Raw genomic sequence first — 15,152 nt, 5'->3', positions numbered from 1 at the left:
GTGAGGTCCGGTCCGGACTCCGTCATGACGTCTGTTCCGTGATGTCCCAGCAAGTGACCGCGAACGCCCCGGACTTGGTGAAGTGCGCGTGCGCACGGACCAGGGCGCCGCCGGGCAGGGCGAAGACGCGGAAGGGTGTGGGGAAGGCGGTGGCGGGATCGCGTACGTCGTGGAGCCGGCGCCCCAGCGGCAGCGGGCCCTCGCCCGCTTCCGTGTCTTCGCCCTCCACGTGGAAGTCCCACACCCACTGGCCGGGGCTCGCCCCCGCCATCTCCCCGAGCGGCAGCCGGAAGCTGAACTCGGCGCCCTCCCACAGCGCCCCCACGGGGACGGTGACCCCGTCGCGCCGCCGCACCGCCCTCGCCCGCCAGCGCCGCCCCGCCGCCGTCCTGACCAGCCGCCCGTGCACGGTGATGCCGTCACCGCCGGGCACGAACCGCACCAGCTCGGCACGCGGCCGCGACCGGGTCACCTGCAGCACGGCACGGCCGCTGCGGCAGCGGACGATGCGGATGAGCGTGCCGGTGCGGGGGTTGGGGGCATGGAGGACGGTCGGCGTGGGCGGCAGCGAGGAGTGCCCGTCGATCCCGATGCCGCGCCGCCGCACCCGCCCCCGGGCGTCGGCCGTGACCAGCGTCAGCCGCCAGACACCGTCACCGAGGCGGGGCGAGCCCGCGGGACCGCCGCCGCTCTCCTCGTCGAGTACGTCGCGCAGCGTCGCCGTCCCGGTGAGCAGCAGCCCCCCGTCGGTGTGCCGCTCGAAGGCGAGCGGTACGCGGAAGCGCCGGTGCCCGCGCGACACCAGAAGATGCGCGCGTTCGAGCCGCTCCCCGTCGGGGGCGGTGACCGCGAGGTTGAGCGTGCGGCTGTCCCGCAGCGAGAGATGCACGGGCGGCGGAAGCAGCTCCGTCCGCCCGTTGGCGCGGCCCGCCGCGGCACGCTCCACGCGGAAGCGGGTCGTCCGTGCGGTGGCGAGGAACCGCCTGAACCCAATGTGGCGCATTGCACCACTTTGCCCGATGTTCACTCGCGGGCTCGGCGTGGCCGCGTCCGGGTCACCCGGGTGGCGCAGGGGGGCGTGACTGGGCCGGGGGTGCGTGGGATAGGCCTCCAATGGCTATTTCCCGTACGCGGCTTCGGCTGTTGCCGCACCTCCAAGTACCCCTTGCCCCGAGCCCCGGTCCGTCGCTCGCCCGGCAGCGTGCCCACGGCGAGGGCGGCCGGAGTCCCGACGCTCCCCGCGTCGACTCCCTCACCGGCCTTCGCTTTCTCGCCGCCCTCGCCGTCTTCACCCACCACTTCACCGGACTCAGCGCCCAAGGCGGTGTCGCCCACGCGCCGCTGCTCTTTCCCTACTCCACGATGGGCGTGCACGGCGTCGGGTTCTTCTTCGTCCTTTCCGGCTTCCTGCTCACCTGGGGGCACCGCCCCGGCACCCGCGCCGGCCTCTTCTACTGGCGCAGGATCGGCCGCATCTGGCCCGCGCACCTGGCCGCCACGGTGCCCTGCGTCCTGGTCTTCTACCTCTGGGGCGGCGTCCCGACGGACCTCTTCAGCTCCGTCGCCTCGCTGTTCCTCGTGCAGGGCTGGTTCCCCGGTGTCGTCCCGACCCTGCCGGGCAACCCCGTCTCCTGGACCCTCGGCGTCGAGGCCTTCTTCTATCTGCTCTTCCCCTGCGCGATCCGCGCCGCCCTGCGGCACCGCACCCGCACCCTCGCCCTCGTCGCGGCGGCGGGCCTCGCCGCGATGTGGGCGCTCAACTGGTGGGCGGACACTCATCTTCCGGCCCACACCGCCGAGTGGGTCATGCGGCATCCGGTGGCCCGGCTGCCGGAATTCGCCGCGGGGATGGTCTTCGCCCTCGCCGTGCGCCGGGGGCATCGATTCCGGCTCGAACCGCCCGTCATCGTCGCCACCTTCGCCCTGTACGCCGTCGCGTACTGCCACCGCGAAGCCTGGGCGTGGCCGCACCTCGCCGATCAACTCGCCTGGACCGTCCGGCCGTTGGCCGCCGTGTTCGCCGCCCTCCTCATCACCGCGTACGTCCAGCGCGAGCTGACCGGCCGCAGGGGCTGGCTCTGCTCGCGCCCCATGGTGCTGCTCGGGCTCTGGTCGTACGCCTTCTACCTGCTGCACCAGACCCTCAACCGGCTGTCCATCGAGGCCTGGGGCCGCCCGCAGCCCGAGAACTCCGCCCTGTTCACCCTGATCGGCGTCGCCGCCGTGGCGACCGCGCTGTCCTGGGCGATGTACACGTACGTCGAGGAACCGGCGAGGAAGTGGTGGGCCCGGCACACACCACGCCGGCTGACCGCCAAGCGGGTGCCCGCAGACGTCAGTTGACGGCGTGACCCTTTGGGTGGATACGCGTTGAACGCGGGCACATCGAACAATCCCTGAGCCGAAGAATCCCTGTGCTGGAGGAGACGTGCACCAGTCCGCGTACGAACAGATGGAACTCTGCGTCGAGCACTACATGCCCAAGGGGAAACGTCACCGGGTGGTCGACCTCGGGGCCCGGATCTCCGACGGGCAGACCCGCACCCACAAGGCCCTGCTCGAAGGGCACGACACGGAGTACGTGGGCGTAGACGTGCTCGACGGCCGCAATGTCGACGCGGTGATGACCAAGCCGTACCGCATCCCCGTGAAGTCCCGCAGCGCCGACTTCCTCATCTCCGGGCAGGCCTTCGAGCACATCCCCTTCTTCTGGGCGACGATGCTGGAGATCGCCCGCGTCCTGAAGCCGAACGGCATCGCCTTCGTGACCGCGCCGTCGCGCGGCCATGTGCACGACGCGCAGGACTGCTGGCGCTACTACCCCGACGGATTCCGCGCCCTGGCCGCGTACACCCGGCTCGAACTCCGCGAGGCCTACACGGACTTCCCGCCGATGAAGGGCATCCGCCACGCCTACGGAGGCATCGACGCCAAGCACGCCTACTGGGGCGACTCCGTCGGCGTCTTCCAGCGGCCCGAGCGCTACCCGAGGCTGACGATGGCCCTGGTGCGGTCCACGACGAGGTGGTGGGCGAACAAGGTCGGCGGCGTCGAATCCGTCCCGCTGCCCAAGCCCGTCGAGGGCCGCGCGGACTGCGGAAGGCCGAAGGCGGTGGCCTCGCGCGCGGGGGACGAACAGCCTGTATCGGCACCAAGTCAAGCCAGCTGACACCAGGTTGACGAAATGTGACATCACGGATGAGTCACGCGTACTGTCCGCTCCCATGGCATGGCGACGCGCAGTGAACGGTGCTCTCAAGCAACTGACCGGATACCAGCTGACCCGCAACCCGGTGCCGGCCCAGCGGCCGACCGCGCCGGGCGCGGCGAAGCCGGCTCCAGCCCCGAAGTCGAAGGCCCTGAAACTCCCCGCGGACTACGACGACGAGGCGAAGGACATCATCCGTGCGGTGAAGCCGTACACGATGACCTCTCCCGAACGGCTGAACGCCTTCATCCTGGCGACCCGGCACGTCGTCCGGCACGGCATCCCCGGCGACATCGTCGAGTGCGGTGTGTGGCGCGGCGGTTCGATGCAGGCCTGCGCCAAGACGCTGCTCGCCGCCGGTGACACCGAGCGCGACCTGTACCTCTTCGACACGTACGAGGGCATGACCCCGCCCACCGAAGAGGACCTGCGCCGAGACGGCAAGTCCGCGGAGGAACTGCTCAAGGTGCAGGGCAAGGACCGGCCGATCTGGGCGGTCGCCTCCCTCGACGACGTCAAGTCGGGCTTCGCGAAGGTGCCTTACCCCGAGGAGCGCGTCCACTACGTCCAGGGAAAGGTCGAGGAGACCGTCCCGCGCAAGGCGCCCGAGAAGATCTCGATCCTGCGCCTCGACACCGACTGGTACGCCTCCACCAAGCATGAACTGGACCATCTCTACAGCCGGTTGGTCAGCGGCGGCGTACTGCTCATCGACGACTACGGCTACTGGCAGGGGTCGCGCCAGGCGGTCGACGAGTTCCTGGACAAGACCGGCGAGCGGCTGCTTCTGCTGCGCATGGACGAGGGGCGGATCGCCGTCAAACCCTGAACCGGACACACCTGTCATCGAGCCCCGTCTCGCAGGCCAACCGGCCGCGGGCACGGGGCTCGACGCGTGATCACTCGAATGGCTCTGGGCGGGTGACCCGCGAGGGCGGCCGTTGTTAACCAGTAGGTCCCCCGCAGGACGCGCAGCCGTGCCCGACAGTTCTCCGGAAGGAATGTGCGCAGCGCATGACACCCCGACTCGCCGTCGTCGTCCCCGTCTACAACGTCGAGGAGTTCCTCGACGCCTGCCTACGGTCACTGGCCGAGCAGACCATGCCGGACCTCGAAGTGGTCATGGTCAACGACGGTTCCACCGACGGGAGTCCACGCATCGCCCGCGAGTTCGCCGCGCGGGACGGGAGATTCAGGCTGGTCGAGCAGGAGAACGCGGGGCTCGGCGCGGCCCGCAACGCGGGGGTCAGAACGGCGCGCGGCACCTATCTGGCGTTCGTGGACGGCGATGACGTCGTGCCGCCCGACGCGTACGAACGGATGCTGGCGGCGCTCGAGGAGTCGGGCTCCGACTTCGTCACCGGCAACGTCCACCGGCTGCGGTCCGACGGCGTGAGCAGGCAGTCCCCGATGTTCCGCAAGGTGATGGAGACGGACCGCAGCGGCACCCACGTCACCCGCGACTGGAGTCTGCTCGGCGACCGCATCGCCTGCAACAAGGTCTTCCGCAGGACCTTCTGGGACCGGCATGACCTCTCCTTCCCGGAGGGCGTCCTGTTCGAGGACACCCCCGTGACGATCCCCGCCCACTTCCTCGCCGACGCCGTCGACGTGCTCAAGGACCCCGTCTATCTCTGGCGCGACCGCGACGGCTCCATCACCAAGGGCCGCACCAGGCCGCGCGCCGTCCGCGACCGCACCGCCGCCGTCCTCGCGGCGAGCGGCTTCCTCGCCGGGAAGGCGGGGGAGACGGCGGGGACACCGGAGGGGGAGGTCTGGGCCGAGGCCAAGCGGCGCTACGACCGGACGGTGTTCTCCGGGGACCTGTGGCTGTTCATGGAGGCCCTGCCGCACGGCGACGCCGAGTACCACGAGGCGTTCCTCGACCACGCCAACGCCTTCGTCGCCACCGTCGACCGTTCGGTCGTGGACGGTCTTCCGCTCGCCCTGCGCGTCAGGTGGCGGCTCGTACAGCAGCGCAGGGCCGGCGACCTGATCGCCTTCATGGCATACGAGAAGTCCAACCCCGGAGCCTTCCGGGTCCGCGGCCTGCGCAGGCGCCTGGCCGACTACCCCGGGATCGGCGGCCTGCCGCGCGAGACGGTCGCCCTCAAGCGCTCCGACGTGCCGCTCACCGCGCAGCTCACGCACACCGCGTGGGACGACGAAGGACTGCTGCGGCTCAAGGGCTTCGCGTACATCCGCAATCTGCCGGCCGGGCGGATCGGCGCACGGGCCAGGGTCGCCTGGCTGCGGTCGGGGCGGCGGCGGGTACTGCCGCTGAAGCTGCGCACGGTGCGGGCGCGCGAGGCGACGTACCGCTCCAAGCAGGGTCTGCACAGCTACGACCGGTCCGGGTTCGAGACGGTCATCGACCCCAGGAGGATCGTCACCAAGCGGCGCAGCACCACCTGGAACGTGGAGATGGGCATGGTCAGCGGGCTCCTGCCGCGCACAGGGCCGGTCAGGACGAGCGGCCTCCCCGCGCTGCCCGTGCGGTATCTGGAGGACTTCCTGCGGGTGGCCGTCACGCACAGCAAGGGACGTCTGCGGCTGCGCACGGAGCGGGTGGCGGCGCGGCTCGTCGCGCACGAGGGGTGCGGTGGTGCCGTCCGGCTGCACGGGCGGCTCGCGGCGGGCGAGTCCCAGGCCATCGACTCCGTACGCGTCGAGAACTGGCACACCAAGGAGGCACACGACGTCCCGGCCGTGGTGAACAGCCGGGATTTCAGCGCGGATGTGCCGCTCGGCCTCTTCCTGCCCGAGGTGGACGAGCGCACGGGCGAGCCGCGCAAGGCCGACCCGTGGGGTGTCGCGGTGGTCCGTGGCGGCGGGGAGCGCACCCCGGTGGCCGTACGACCCGAGGTGGCGCCGGGGCGGTACGGCCTGCGGCCGGGGCGTGAACTCCTCGTCCTCGCCAACGCGTCGGGCAACCTGGAGCTGCGCGACCAGACCGTGCGGCCGCTCGTCGACAGCGTGACCTGGGACGGCGAACTCGTCCTCGAAGGCAGCCACCCGGGCGAAGAGCCCCGTACCAGGGAGCTTGTCCTCGTGCACGGCGGCCACGGCGACGAGGCCGTCCTTCCGGTGCGGATCGACGGCGGCCGGTTCACGGCGGCCCTGCGCCCCGAAGCCGTCCGGGGCCACGCGGGCACCCTGCCGCTCGCCGAGGGGCGCTGGAACCTCTTCCTGCGCGAGCCGGGCGAGAGCGACCCCGATGAGTACACCCCGCTGTGCGTGGCGCCCGGCACCGACCGCGGCCTTCCGCTCACCCGCACCCTGTCCGGCCGTGAGATCACCCTGAAGCGGCACGCCCAGGACGGCCTGCACCTGCGCTCCGGCTCCGCGCTGCCCCTGGCCGACCGGGGCGGACCCCGGCAGCGGCGGCTGCGCGACGCGTACGCGGCACAGCGCGGCGGGCCGCTGCGGGACGCCGTCCTGTACTCCAGCTTCGACGGACGCCAGTACTCCGACTCGCCCCGCGCCATCCATGAGGAACTGGTGGGCCGCGGCGCCGAGTTGGAGCACCTGTGGGTGGTGCGCGACCAGCAGGTCGACGTGCCCGAGAGCGCACGGCCGATCGCCATGTGGAGCGCCGACTGGTACGAGGCACTGGCCCGCTGCCGCCACATCGTGACCAACACTCAGCTGCCCGACTGGTTCGAGCGCGCCGAAGGGCAGTTCGTCGTGCAGACCTGGCACGGCACCCCGCTCAAGCGCATCGGCCGCGACCTGGCGGGACACGCGTCCGGGGACACCGCCTACATGGCGACGCTGCCCGCCCGCGCCGCCCAGTGGAGCGTCCTCGTCTCCCCGAACCGCTTCTCGACGCCCCTGCTGCGCGGCGCCTTCGGCCACACCGGCGCGGTCCTGGAGTGCGGCTACCCCCGCAACGACCTGCTGCACGCCGCCGACCGCGAGAAGGTCGCCGCGTCCGTACGCGAACGGCTCGGCATCCCCGAGGGCAGACGTGTCGTCCTGTACGCGCCGACCTGGCGCGAGAACCAGCCCAAGAAGGGCGGCCGTTACGGCCTCGACCTGCAGATCGACCTGGCCGCCGCCGAGCGCGCCATCGGCGACGACCAGGTGCTCCTCGTGCGCAGGCACTACCTGGTGGGCGGCACCGTCCCCGAGTCCGACTGCGTCCGCGACGTCACGCGCTACCCCGACGTCAGCGAACTCCTCCTGATCAGCGACGTGCTGGTGACGGACTACTCGTCCCTGATGTTCGACTTCGCGCAGACCGGCCGCCCCATGCTCTTCCACACCTACGACCTCGACCACTACCGCGACACCCTGCGCGGCTTCTACTTCGACTTCGCGGCGCAGGCGCCGGGTCCGCTGCTCGCGACGGGCGACGAGGTGATCGACGCGCTGCGCGACCCGCGGGCGGCCACCGCCGCGTACGCCGACGCGTACGACAGATTCCGCGAGGTCTTCTGCGACCTGGACGACGGGCGCGCGGCCGCCGGTGTCGTGGACGCCATGCTCGCCGGCGGCGTGCGCGGGGACGGCCTGCCCGAGGGAGGCCGCGCATGAGCACGCCCGATCTGCACGACGTCAGCTGTGTCGTCGTCGCCGGCGGCAGTGCGGCCGCCCTGAAGGCCTCCGTGCGGTCCGTCGTCGGCCAGTCGATGACGGGCGTCGAGGCCGTCGTCGTCGACCCCGGCACCGAGCCCGCGGTGAGCGAGGCGGCCGCCGTGCTCGCCGCCGACCACCCGCACCGCGTACGCCTCGTGCGCGTAGACGGAGACCTGTCCACGGGAGCGGCGCGCAACCTCGGGCTCGACGCGGCACGCGGCCGGTACGTGATTGTTCTCGGCGCGGGCGAACGCCTCCAGGCGCACGCCTGCCGCAACCTCTTCGATGCGGCACGCACCACCGGCGCCGACCTGGTGGCGGGGCGCTGGACGCGGCTCACGGGAAGCGGCAAGAAGGAACGCGGCCCCGGCTGGCAGGCCCAACTGCACGCCAGGACAAGGGTGGTGCGCGACCTCGCCGACGCACCCGAACTCGTCGTCAGGGACTCCCTGCTCACCGGGTTCTGCGTCCGCCGAGAGATTCTCGAAAGGGCCTCACTCCGGTACGCGGACGACCTAGCCCACAGCGAGGTCCTCTTCGGCGTCCGGGCCGCGCTCGCCGTCAAGGGCATCGCCCTCGTGCCGAACCTGATCACCACCCGCCGCGCGGCTCCCGCCCCCGCCCGCGAGACCCCCGCCCTCGCGGAGGCCAACGCCCGCGTCGCCGCGCTCCTGATCGGCCTCGGCCGCCTCGACCTCTGCGACCGGCGCGAGCGGGCCTTCCTCGGCGACCATGTGCTGCCGTGCGCGCGGACGTTCCCGCGGCTCACCGCCGAGCAGCGTCACGAGACGGCATCCGCGCTCGCCCCGCACCTGAAGGGCAGCATGGACCTGCGCGCCCTTGACGAGCTCGCCCCGGTGGAGCGGGTGTGCGTACGGCTGCTCGCGGAGGGCGACACGGAGGGCGTCCTCACAGCGGCGTACGCGCTCGCCAGGCCGGGCACGGTGGTCTCGGAGCTGACCGAGCGCGACGGCAAGGTCTACTGGCGGGCCGAAGGCCTCGACGACCCACGCGTACGCGAGGTGCTCGACGTCACGGAACTCGGCCACCAGCACCGGCAGTTGAGCGACGTGCGGCTCCTCAACCGCCTCACCCGATGCACAGTTGAGGGCGGCGAAGCGGTCCTTGAAGGCCGGGTCGTGCTGCCGGCCGAGCTGCTCCCGGAGCGCCCGCCGCTCACCGCCCGGCTCCACGTACGAGCACGCGGCACGGCACGGCGGGGCTTTCGCGTACCCGTCGAGGAGGTGCGCCACGACGGCGGTGCGATCGTCTGGCGCGCCAGGGTCCGGCTCACCGGCGGCCTGCGCGAACTCGGCACCGGCGACCGCGTGTGGGAGCCACAGCTCCAACTGACGGCAGGCGCCCAGGACTTGGGCACCGAACTCGTCGCAGAGCGGGAGACCGTGGGTCAGAGCCCGGGGATCACCGTCACCGGCGGCAACAAGCTGGAGCTGCGCCCGCACCCCCGCGACGGGGCCACCCGCGTGCTGCGCGCGGCGCTGCACTACGCCACGCACTTCCGCCCCGCCCGCAAGCTGAAACTGCGGATCCGCGCCCTGCGCAAGAGGCTCGACCGGCTCGGCGCGCAGCCCGTCAAGATCCGCTTCTACCGGCAGGTGCTGAGACGGCTCCCCGTCAGCAAGGGCTCGGTGGTCTTCGAGAGCCATATGGGCAAGTGCTACGGCGACAGCCCGCGCGCCGTCCACCAGGAGATCCTCGACCGGGGGCTGCGGCTCCGCTGCACCTGGTCGTATGCGAAGTCACCCGACGGATTCCCCAAGTCAGCCCGGCTCGCCCGCCGTTGGTCCTACCGCTATCTGTGGGCCCTCGCCCGCGCCGAGTTCTGGATCGACAACCAGGGCTTCCCGCACGCCCTGGAGAAGCCCCGCCACACCACGTATCTGCAGACCTGGCACGGCTCCGCGTACAAACGGATGGGCTTCGACGAGGCGCGCGTCAAGACGCAGAACGCCCCCCGGCGCGCCCGGCTGCAGCGCGCCGTCGACCGCTTCGACCACTTCCTGGTGCGCTCCGAGCACGACGTGAACACCCTCGCCCGCGCCTACGGCATCCCCGACGAGCGGCTGCTGCGCTGCGGCTATCCGCGCAACGACCGGCTCGTCGCCGCACGCGCCGACGACGAGGCGTCGGGCCGATTCCCGCGCCCGGCCACGGCCGCCGCGCTCGGCATCCCCGACCACAAGACGGTCGTCCTCTACGCGCCGACCTTCCGCGGCCTGCCCAAGGGCAACAAGCCCGTTCAACTCCCCTTGGATGTAAGGAAGTTCGCCGACCGCTTCGGCGACACCCACGTACTTCTGGTGCGCGCCCACTACATGGAGGCCGCGAGCCTCCCCGTGTGCCCGCCGGGCACCGTCGTCGACGTCTCCGCCCATCACGACGTCAGCGAACTGCTCTGCCTTGCCGACATCCTGGTGACCGACTACTCGTCGATCATGTTCGACTTCGCGCTCCTCGACCGTCCGCTGGTGCACTTCGCCCCGGACCTCGACGCGTACGCGGCCGAGCGGGGCAGCTACTTCGCGCTGCGGGACGACGCGGGCGGCCCCGTGGTCGAGACGCAGGAGGAGCTGCTGCGGACGCTTGCCACGCTGAAGCAGGCCGACGGGGCGTGGGCCGACGCCCGGCGGACGTTCGCGCGGCGCTTCGGCGCGTACGACAAGGGGCGGGCCGCCGCGGACGTGGTGGACGCCCTGTTCGGGGAGCGGTTCGGGAACACGAAAGACGCAGCCAAGGGGGCCGGCACATGACCACCACGACCACGGCCGCGGTGCGCGGCCGCGACCTCTTCCTCGTCGCGAACACCGTCGACGAGCTGGGCGGAGTCACCGCCTGGGCCCACCAGATGGCCCGCCTCTTCACGGCCGTCGGCCACCGGGTGCACGTCATCGGCGTCCACGAGGCCGAGCTGAAACTGGAGCTCCCCGACGACCTCGGCTACCCCGTCACCAGCCTCTACCGCGAACACCCGCCGACACCCCGCCCCGTACGCGGTCTCGGCCGGCTCAACGTCGTGGCGTGGCGCCGCGAATCGGCGCGGATCGCCGCCAAGAAGCGGACGGTCGACCGGCTCTCCGGGCTCTTCCGCACCGCGCGCCCCGGCGCCGTCGCCATCGTCACGCAGGTCTGGCCGATGGAGTGGATCAGGGAGGCGGACACCGCGGGCCTGCGCATCATCGGCATGAGCCACGAGTCGTACGCCTACACCCGCGCCTGCCACCGCTACCGCTCGGTCAAGCGCAACTACCCCTCCGTGGACCGCTGGCTCGCGCTCACCCAGGAGGACGCCGACGACTGGATCGCCGACGGCATGCACAACGTGGGAGCGATGCCCAACGCCCTTGCCCACCTGCCCGAAGTCCCCTCGCAGCGCCGCCAGAAGGTGGTCTGCAGCATCGGCAGGCTCGCCGACCAGAAGGGCGTCGACATGCTCGTCGACACCTGGGCGCTTGTCGCCCCGCAGCGCCCGGACTGGACGCTGCGGATCTATGGCGCGGGCGCGGACGAGGCCGGCCTCAGGCGCCAGTGCACGCGCCTCGGCCTCGACGGTTCGGTGCAGTGGATGGGCCGCACCGGTGATGTGCCGGGCGTGCTCGCGCAGAGCTCGGTCTTCGTCCAGTCCTCGCGCGGGGAGGGTTTCCCGCTTGCCCTGATGGAGGCGATGGCCAGTGCGGTGCCGTGCGCGGCCTTCGACTGCGCGCCGGGCGTACGGGAGATCGTCCGGCACGGCGAGGACGGGCTGCTTGCGCCCGCCGGTGACGTGGAGGCGCTCGCCGACCGGCTCCTCCGCCTGACGGGTAATCCCCGGCTGCGGGATGCGATGGGGGAGCGGGCGCGGGTGAATGTGCAGAGGTTCTCGGAGGCGGCTGTGCTTGAGCGCTGGGAGGCGTTGTTCGAGTTGCTTGAGCGTTGAGTGCTTTGCTGGGGCGCGGAGATGGCTGCGGGTCGGTGGGGGCTTGTCGCTCCCCCAAGTTCTCGGCTTCGCTCGAACAGGGGGGACCCCCTTCGCGGCGGAGCCGCATATGTCACAGCCCCGCGCCCCTGACGGGGCCCGTACCGGGACGGGCCCCGTTATCTCTGCGCCGGAATCTCAGTTACGTCCCGCCCGCGAAAGCAGCGACGCCAGCAAGCCCTTGGTGCGGGCCGGCGCGGGCGCCGGCTTCGGGGGCTGCCCGGCGTATCGGGAAACCGGCTGCTCCGGTGGCCGTGCCTTCTTGCCGCTGATGCGGATCATCGGGAACTCGGCGACCTCCTCGGCGCCGTGCCACATGTCGTCGCGCTCCTTCAGGAACGCCGCGAGATCGGCGTGGATCGCGTCGTAGGCGCCCCACGTCCCGTAGAACTTGGTGGCCGTGATGCACAGCGGCTTGAGCCCCGTGCTCGCCACCGCGCCCCAGGTCGCCGCGGCCACGCCCGGACAGTGCTCGGCACGGAAGTCGTCGAGGACGACGATCCCGTCGGCGCCGAGCACCTCGCGGGCCGCGGCGATGTCCGCGTGCACATGCTCGTACAGATGCGAGGCGTCGATGTGCACGAAGCGGCAGGTGTCCGGCTCCACATGCGCGATGATGCCGGCGGACGGCTCCTGGACGATCTGCGGCAGCTCGTCGTGGAAGGAGCGGTAGTTGGCCTCGAAGGCGCGGCGCGTGAGCGTGGACCGGTAGGAGCGGCCCATCTCCGCCGAGTTGGCCTCGTCGGGCGCGGGCGAGTCGAAGAGGTCGCAGACCGTGAAGGTCTCGTCCGGGCGCAGATACGTACCCATGAAGATGGCGCTCTTGCCGAGATAGGCGCCCAGTTCGAGGAGGTCGCCCCGCTCGGAACGTTCGTACTGCCGGCTCAGGATCCAGTCGAAGAGCACCTGGTCGACCGGATGGAACCATCCCTTCACGTCGGAGAGCCGGCGCGGCCGCGGCAACTGATCCGTGTCCGTGCCGTTCGTGGACGCGTGCGCTGTTGCTTGCTGCATGTCTGGGTCCTGGGGATGGGGGGAGGAGGACAGTGCTGCCGGACGGGTGGGGGGCCGTTTCGGCGCACGATGCTGTTGGAGCTGTCAGAAGCGCGGAGTGGGCTCGGAGACGTCGGCCCGCGGCAGCGGCTCATCGGCCACCCCCGCGGCCGGCGCGGGGTGCCGCTCCGCCAGTGGCGCCACAGACGGTAGACCCCCTGCCTCACCGAGCACCACATGCCTCACAACTCGTTCAGCCGCTCGCCCGTCGTCGTACACACAGAAGCGGTTTCGGAAGGCCGTACGAAGCTGGGCCGAGCGCGAACCGCGCCAGTGGCCCGTCGCGAAGATGTCGGTGAGCTCGTCCTCGCTGCGCGCGACCGCGCCCGGCGGGAAGTCGCGCACGTCGAAATAGGTGCCGCGGGTCGCCTCGTAGGCCTCCCAGTCGTCGGCGTGCAGGACGACGGGCCGGTCGAGGTTGGCGTAGTCGAACATCAGCGAGGAGTAGTCCGTGACCAGGGCGTCCGACGCGAGGCAGAGGGACTCGACGCTCGGGTGGTCCGACACGTCGATCAGGCGGCCCGACGAGGAGGCGAGCGGTGCCGCGTACGAGTGATGGGCGCGGGTCAGGATCACGAAGCGGGGGCCCAGAGCCTGCAGCACCCGCTCCAGGTCGAGGGCGCGCAGCTGGGAGCGGCGGTAGTCGCGGTGGGTGGGCGCGTAGAGGATGGCGACCGCGCCCTGGGGGATGCCGATGAGCTCGCGCTGGCGGGCCACGTCCGCGGAGGTCGCCCGCTGGTAGATGTCGTTGCGCGGGTAGCCGTACTCGAGGGTCGTGTACGAGGCGGGGAACACCCGCTCCCAGACCAGCGTCGAGTGCCGGTTCGCGGACAGGACGTAATCCCATTTGTCGGCGTTCTTCAGGAGCGCCCCGAAGTCCGTGTCCCGTGCGGCGGCCGGACGGTCCTGGAGGTCGAGGCCCATCAGCTTCAGGGGCGTGCCGTGCTGGGTCTGGATCATCACCTGGCCGCGCCGCTTGACCAGCCTGCGGTCGAAGTCGACGTTGTTCACCAGGTACTTGGAGCGGGCGAGGGCCGTCCAGTACGCGGCCGTGCCGGGCCGGATCTTCCGGGTGGCCGTCGGCACCGAGTGGTGGTGGCGGGCGTCGGCGATCCACGCGGTGCGGATGTGCGGGGCGTGCTCGCGCACCGCGGCCTCCAGGGCGCCGGGGTTGCAGCCGTGGCCGCGCCCCCAGTACGCGGAGAACACCGCACGGTCGGCGCGCACCGGCAGGCGCAGCTGGATCCGGTAGTGCAGCTGGAGCGCGGCGCCCCTGGCGCGGCGGCGGGCGTCGGCCGCGTACCGCCTGGCCCTGGTCCGCACCCGCAGCGCCGTCCACAGGGTCCGGTAGGTGCGGTGCGAGCCCAGCCGCACAAGGGTGTGCCGCAGCCGGCTGCCGGGCCTGCCGCGCGAGCCGGGGACGCGGTAGCGGCGGTAGTGGGAGCGGGCCCTGCGCAGGAAGTCGGCGCGGGTGCCGCGCGGCAGCCGGTCGCGCTTGGTGAAGACCGTGCAGAAGTGGTCGACCATCCGCTGGAAGAGGACGGGCCGCCAGTCCGCCGAGAACTCGGGGTGCTCGTCGAGGAACGCGAAGACCCTCTCGTACTGGTCGAAGATGTCGAAGTGCCTGCGGCTCGTGGTGTTCAGGATGTTGCCGCGGCGCCGCTGCCGGTAGTGCAGGCAGACCCGGTCGAGGGTGCAGATCGAGTCCGCGGAGAGCATGACCGGGAAGGTCCAGGGGGTGTCCTCGTAGAAGCCGGGCGGGAAGACGAAGCGCTCGCGCTCGATGAAGTCGCGGCGGTAGGCCTTGTTCCAGGCGACCATCAGGAGCCTCAGCAGGCTCGGCCGCTCGGCGAGCCGGAAGGGTGCGGCGCCGGCGTCCTCGTCGAGCAGGTTCGCGTACTGGTTGCGCACGGTCTCGCCCGACCAATACGTACGCGCGTAGTCATAGACGAGGACGTCCGGCTCGTCCGTCTCCTTGAGGCGGTCGGAGATGGCGTGCAGGGCGCCGGGGGTGAGGGTGTCGTCGCCGTCGAGGAAGAGCAGGTAGTCGCCGCCGGCGTGTTCCATGCCCGCGTTGCGCGCCCGGCCGAGGCCGACGTTCTCCTTCAGGTGGACGGCCTGGACGCGGTTGTCGCGGGCCGCGAACTCGTCGATGAGGGCGCCGCAGGCATCCGGCGAACAGTCGTCCACCACGATCAGTTCGAGATCCGTGAACGACTGGTCGAGGACCGATTCCAGACATGCGTGCAGATATGCCTGCACCTTGTACACGGGAACGATGACACTGAACCGGGGCAAGGCACATCCATGGGTCGGCGCGGGCATACTGCCCGAAAC

Annotated in this window: 9 protein-coding genes; 6 read left to right on the top strand and 3 right to left on the bottom strand. The window is 71.5% G+C overall.

What is annotated here, in order from left to right:
- Positions 1 to 22 precede the first annotated feature (22 nt).
- Positions 23 to 1,003, bottom strand: a complete 981-nt coding sequence (locus tag AB0G47_RS10270) for a hypothetical protein (protein WP_360766422.1) — start codon at positions 1,001 to 1,003, stop codon at positions 23 to 25.
- Between the two features lie 110 nt (positions 1,004 to 1,113).
- On the opposite strand from AB0G47_RS10270, the gene AB0G47_RS10265 reads away from it, so the two are divergent.
- The 6 genes from AB0G47_RS10265 to AB0G47_RS10240 all read left to right on the top strand — a co-directional run bounded on the left by AB0G47_RS10265 (position 1,114) and on the right by AB0G47_RS10240 (position 11,723).
- Positions 1,114 to 2,343 (top strand): acyltransferase, encoded by a 1,230-nt coding sequence (locus AB0G47_RS10265; RefSeq protein ID WP_360766419.1) that lies wholly within the window; start codon positions 1,114 to 1,116, stop codon positions 2,341 to 2,343.
- 85 nt (positions 2,344 to 2,428) lie between these two features.
- Complete coding sequence (locus AB0G47_RS10260) at positions 2,429 to 3,169, top strand: methyltransferase domain-containing protein (protein ID WP_360766417.1); 741 nt, start codon at positions 2,429 to 2,431, stop codon at positions 3,167 to 3,169.
- Positions 3,170 to 3,224: 55 nt separating this feature from the next.
- The gene (locus AB0G47_RS10255) at positions 3,225 to 4,037 is read left to right on the top strand and encodes a TylF/MycF/NovP-related O-methyltransferase (RefSeq protein ID WP_360766414.1); all 813 of its coding nucleotides are present in this window, start codon (positions 3,225 to 3,227) and stop codon (positions 4,035 to 4,037) included.
- A 185-nt stretch (positions 4,038 to 4,222) separates the two neighbouring features.
- Positions 4,223 to 7,747, top strand: a complete 3,525-nt coding sequence (locus AB0G47_RS10250; RefSeq protein ID WP_360766412.1) for a CDP-glycerol glycerophosphotransferase family protein — start codon at positions 4,223 to 4,225, stop codon at positions 7,745 to 7,747.
- Positions 7,744 to 10,560 carry a CDP-glycerol glycerophosphotransferase family protein gene (locus AB0G47_RS10245; protein WP_360766409.1) on the top strand — a complete coding sequence of 939 codons (2,817 nt, stop codon included), beginning with the start codon at positions 7,744 to 7,746 and terminating at the stop codon, positions 10,558 to 10,560. Before AB0G47_RS10250 ends, AB0G47_RS10245 begins: the two co-directional genes overlap by 4 nt.
- Entirely contained in the window at positions 10,557 to 11,723 is a 1,167-nt protein-coding gene (locus tag AB0G47_RS10240; RefSeq protein WP_360766406.1) for a glycosyltransferase, read from the top strand. Before AB0G47_RS10245 ends, AB0G47_RS10240 begins: the two co-directional genes overlap by 4 nt.
- Positions 11,724 to 11,900: 177 nt before the next feature.
- On the opposite strand, the gene AB0G47_RS10235 is transcribed toward AB0G47_RS10240, so the two are convergent.
- Both AB0G47_RS10235 and AB0G47_RS10230 read right to left on the bottom strand, forming a co-directional pair.
- The gene (locus AB0G47_RS10235) at positions 11,901 to 12,776 is read right to left on the bottom strand and encodes a class I SAM-dependent methyltransferase (RefSeq protein ID WP_360766403.1); all 876 of its coding nucleotides are present in this window, start codon (positions 12,774 to 12,776) and stop codon (positions 11,901 to 11,903) included.
- An 84-nt stretch (positions 12,777 to 12,860) separates the two neighbouring features.
- A complete protein-coding gene (locus AB0G47_RS10230; protein ID WP_360766400.1) occupies positions 12,861 to 15,113 on the bottom strand; it encodes a bifunctional glycosyltransferase family 2 protein/CDP-glycerol:glycerophosphate glycerophosphotransferase in 2,253 nt (750 codons plus the stop codon).
- Positions 15,114 to 15,152: the final 39 nt, after the last annotated feature.

It is taken from the genome of Streptomyces sp. NPDC021622, assembly GCF_040640795.1.
Classification (GTDB): Bacteria; Actinomycetota; Actinomycetes; order Streptomycetales; family Streptomycetaceae; genus Streptomyces.
Note: the sequence above shows the minus strand (reverse complement) of the source record. Positions and strands in the feature narration are given on the sequence as shown.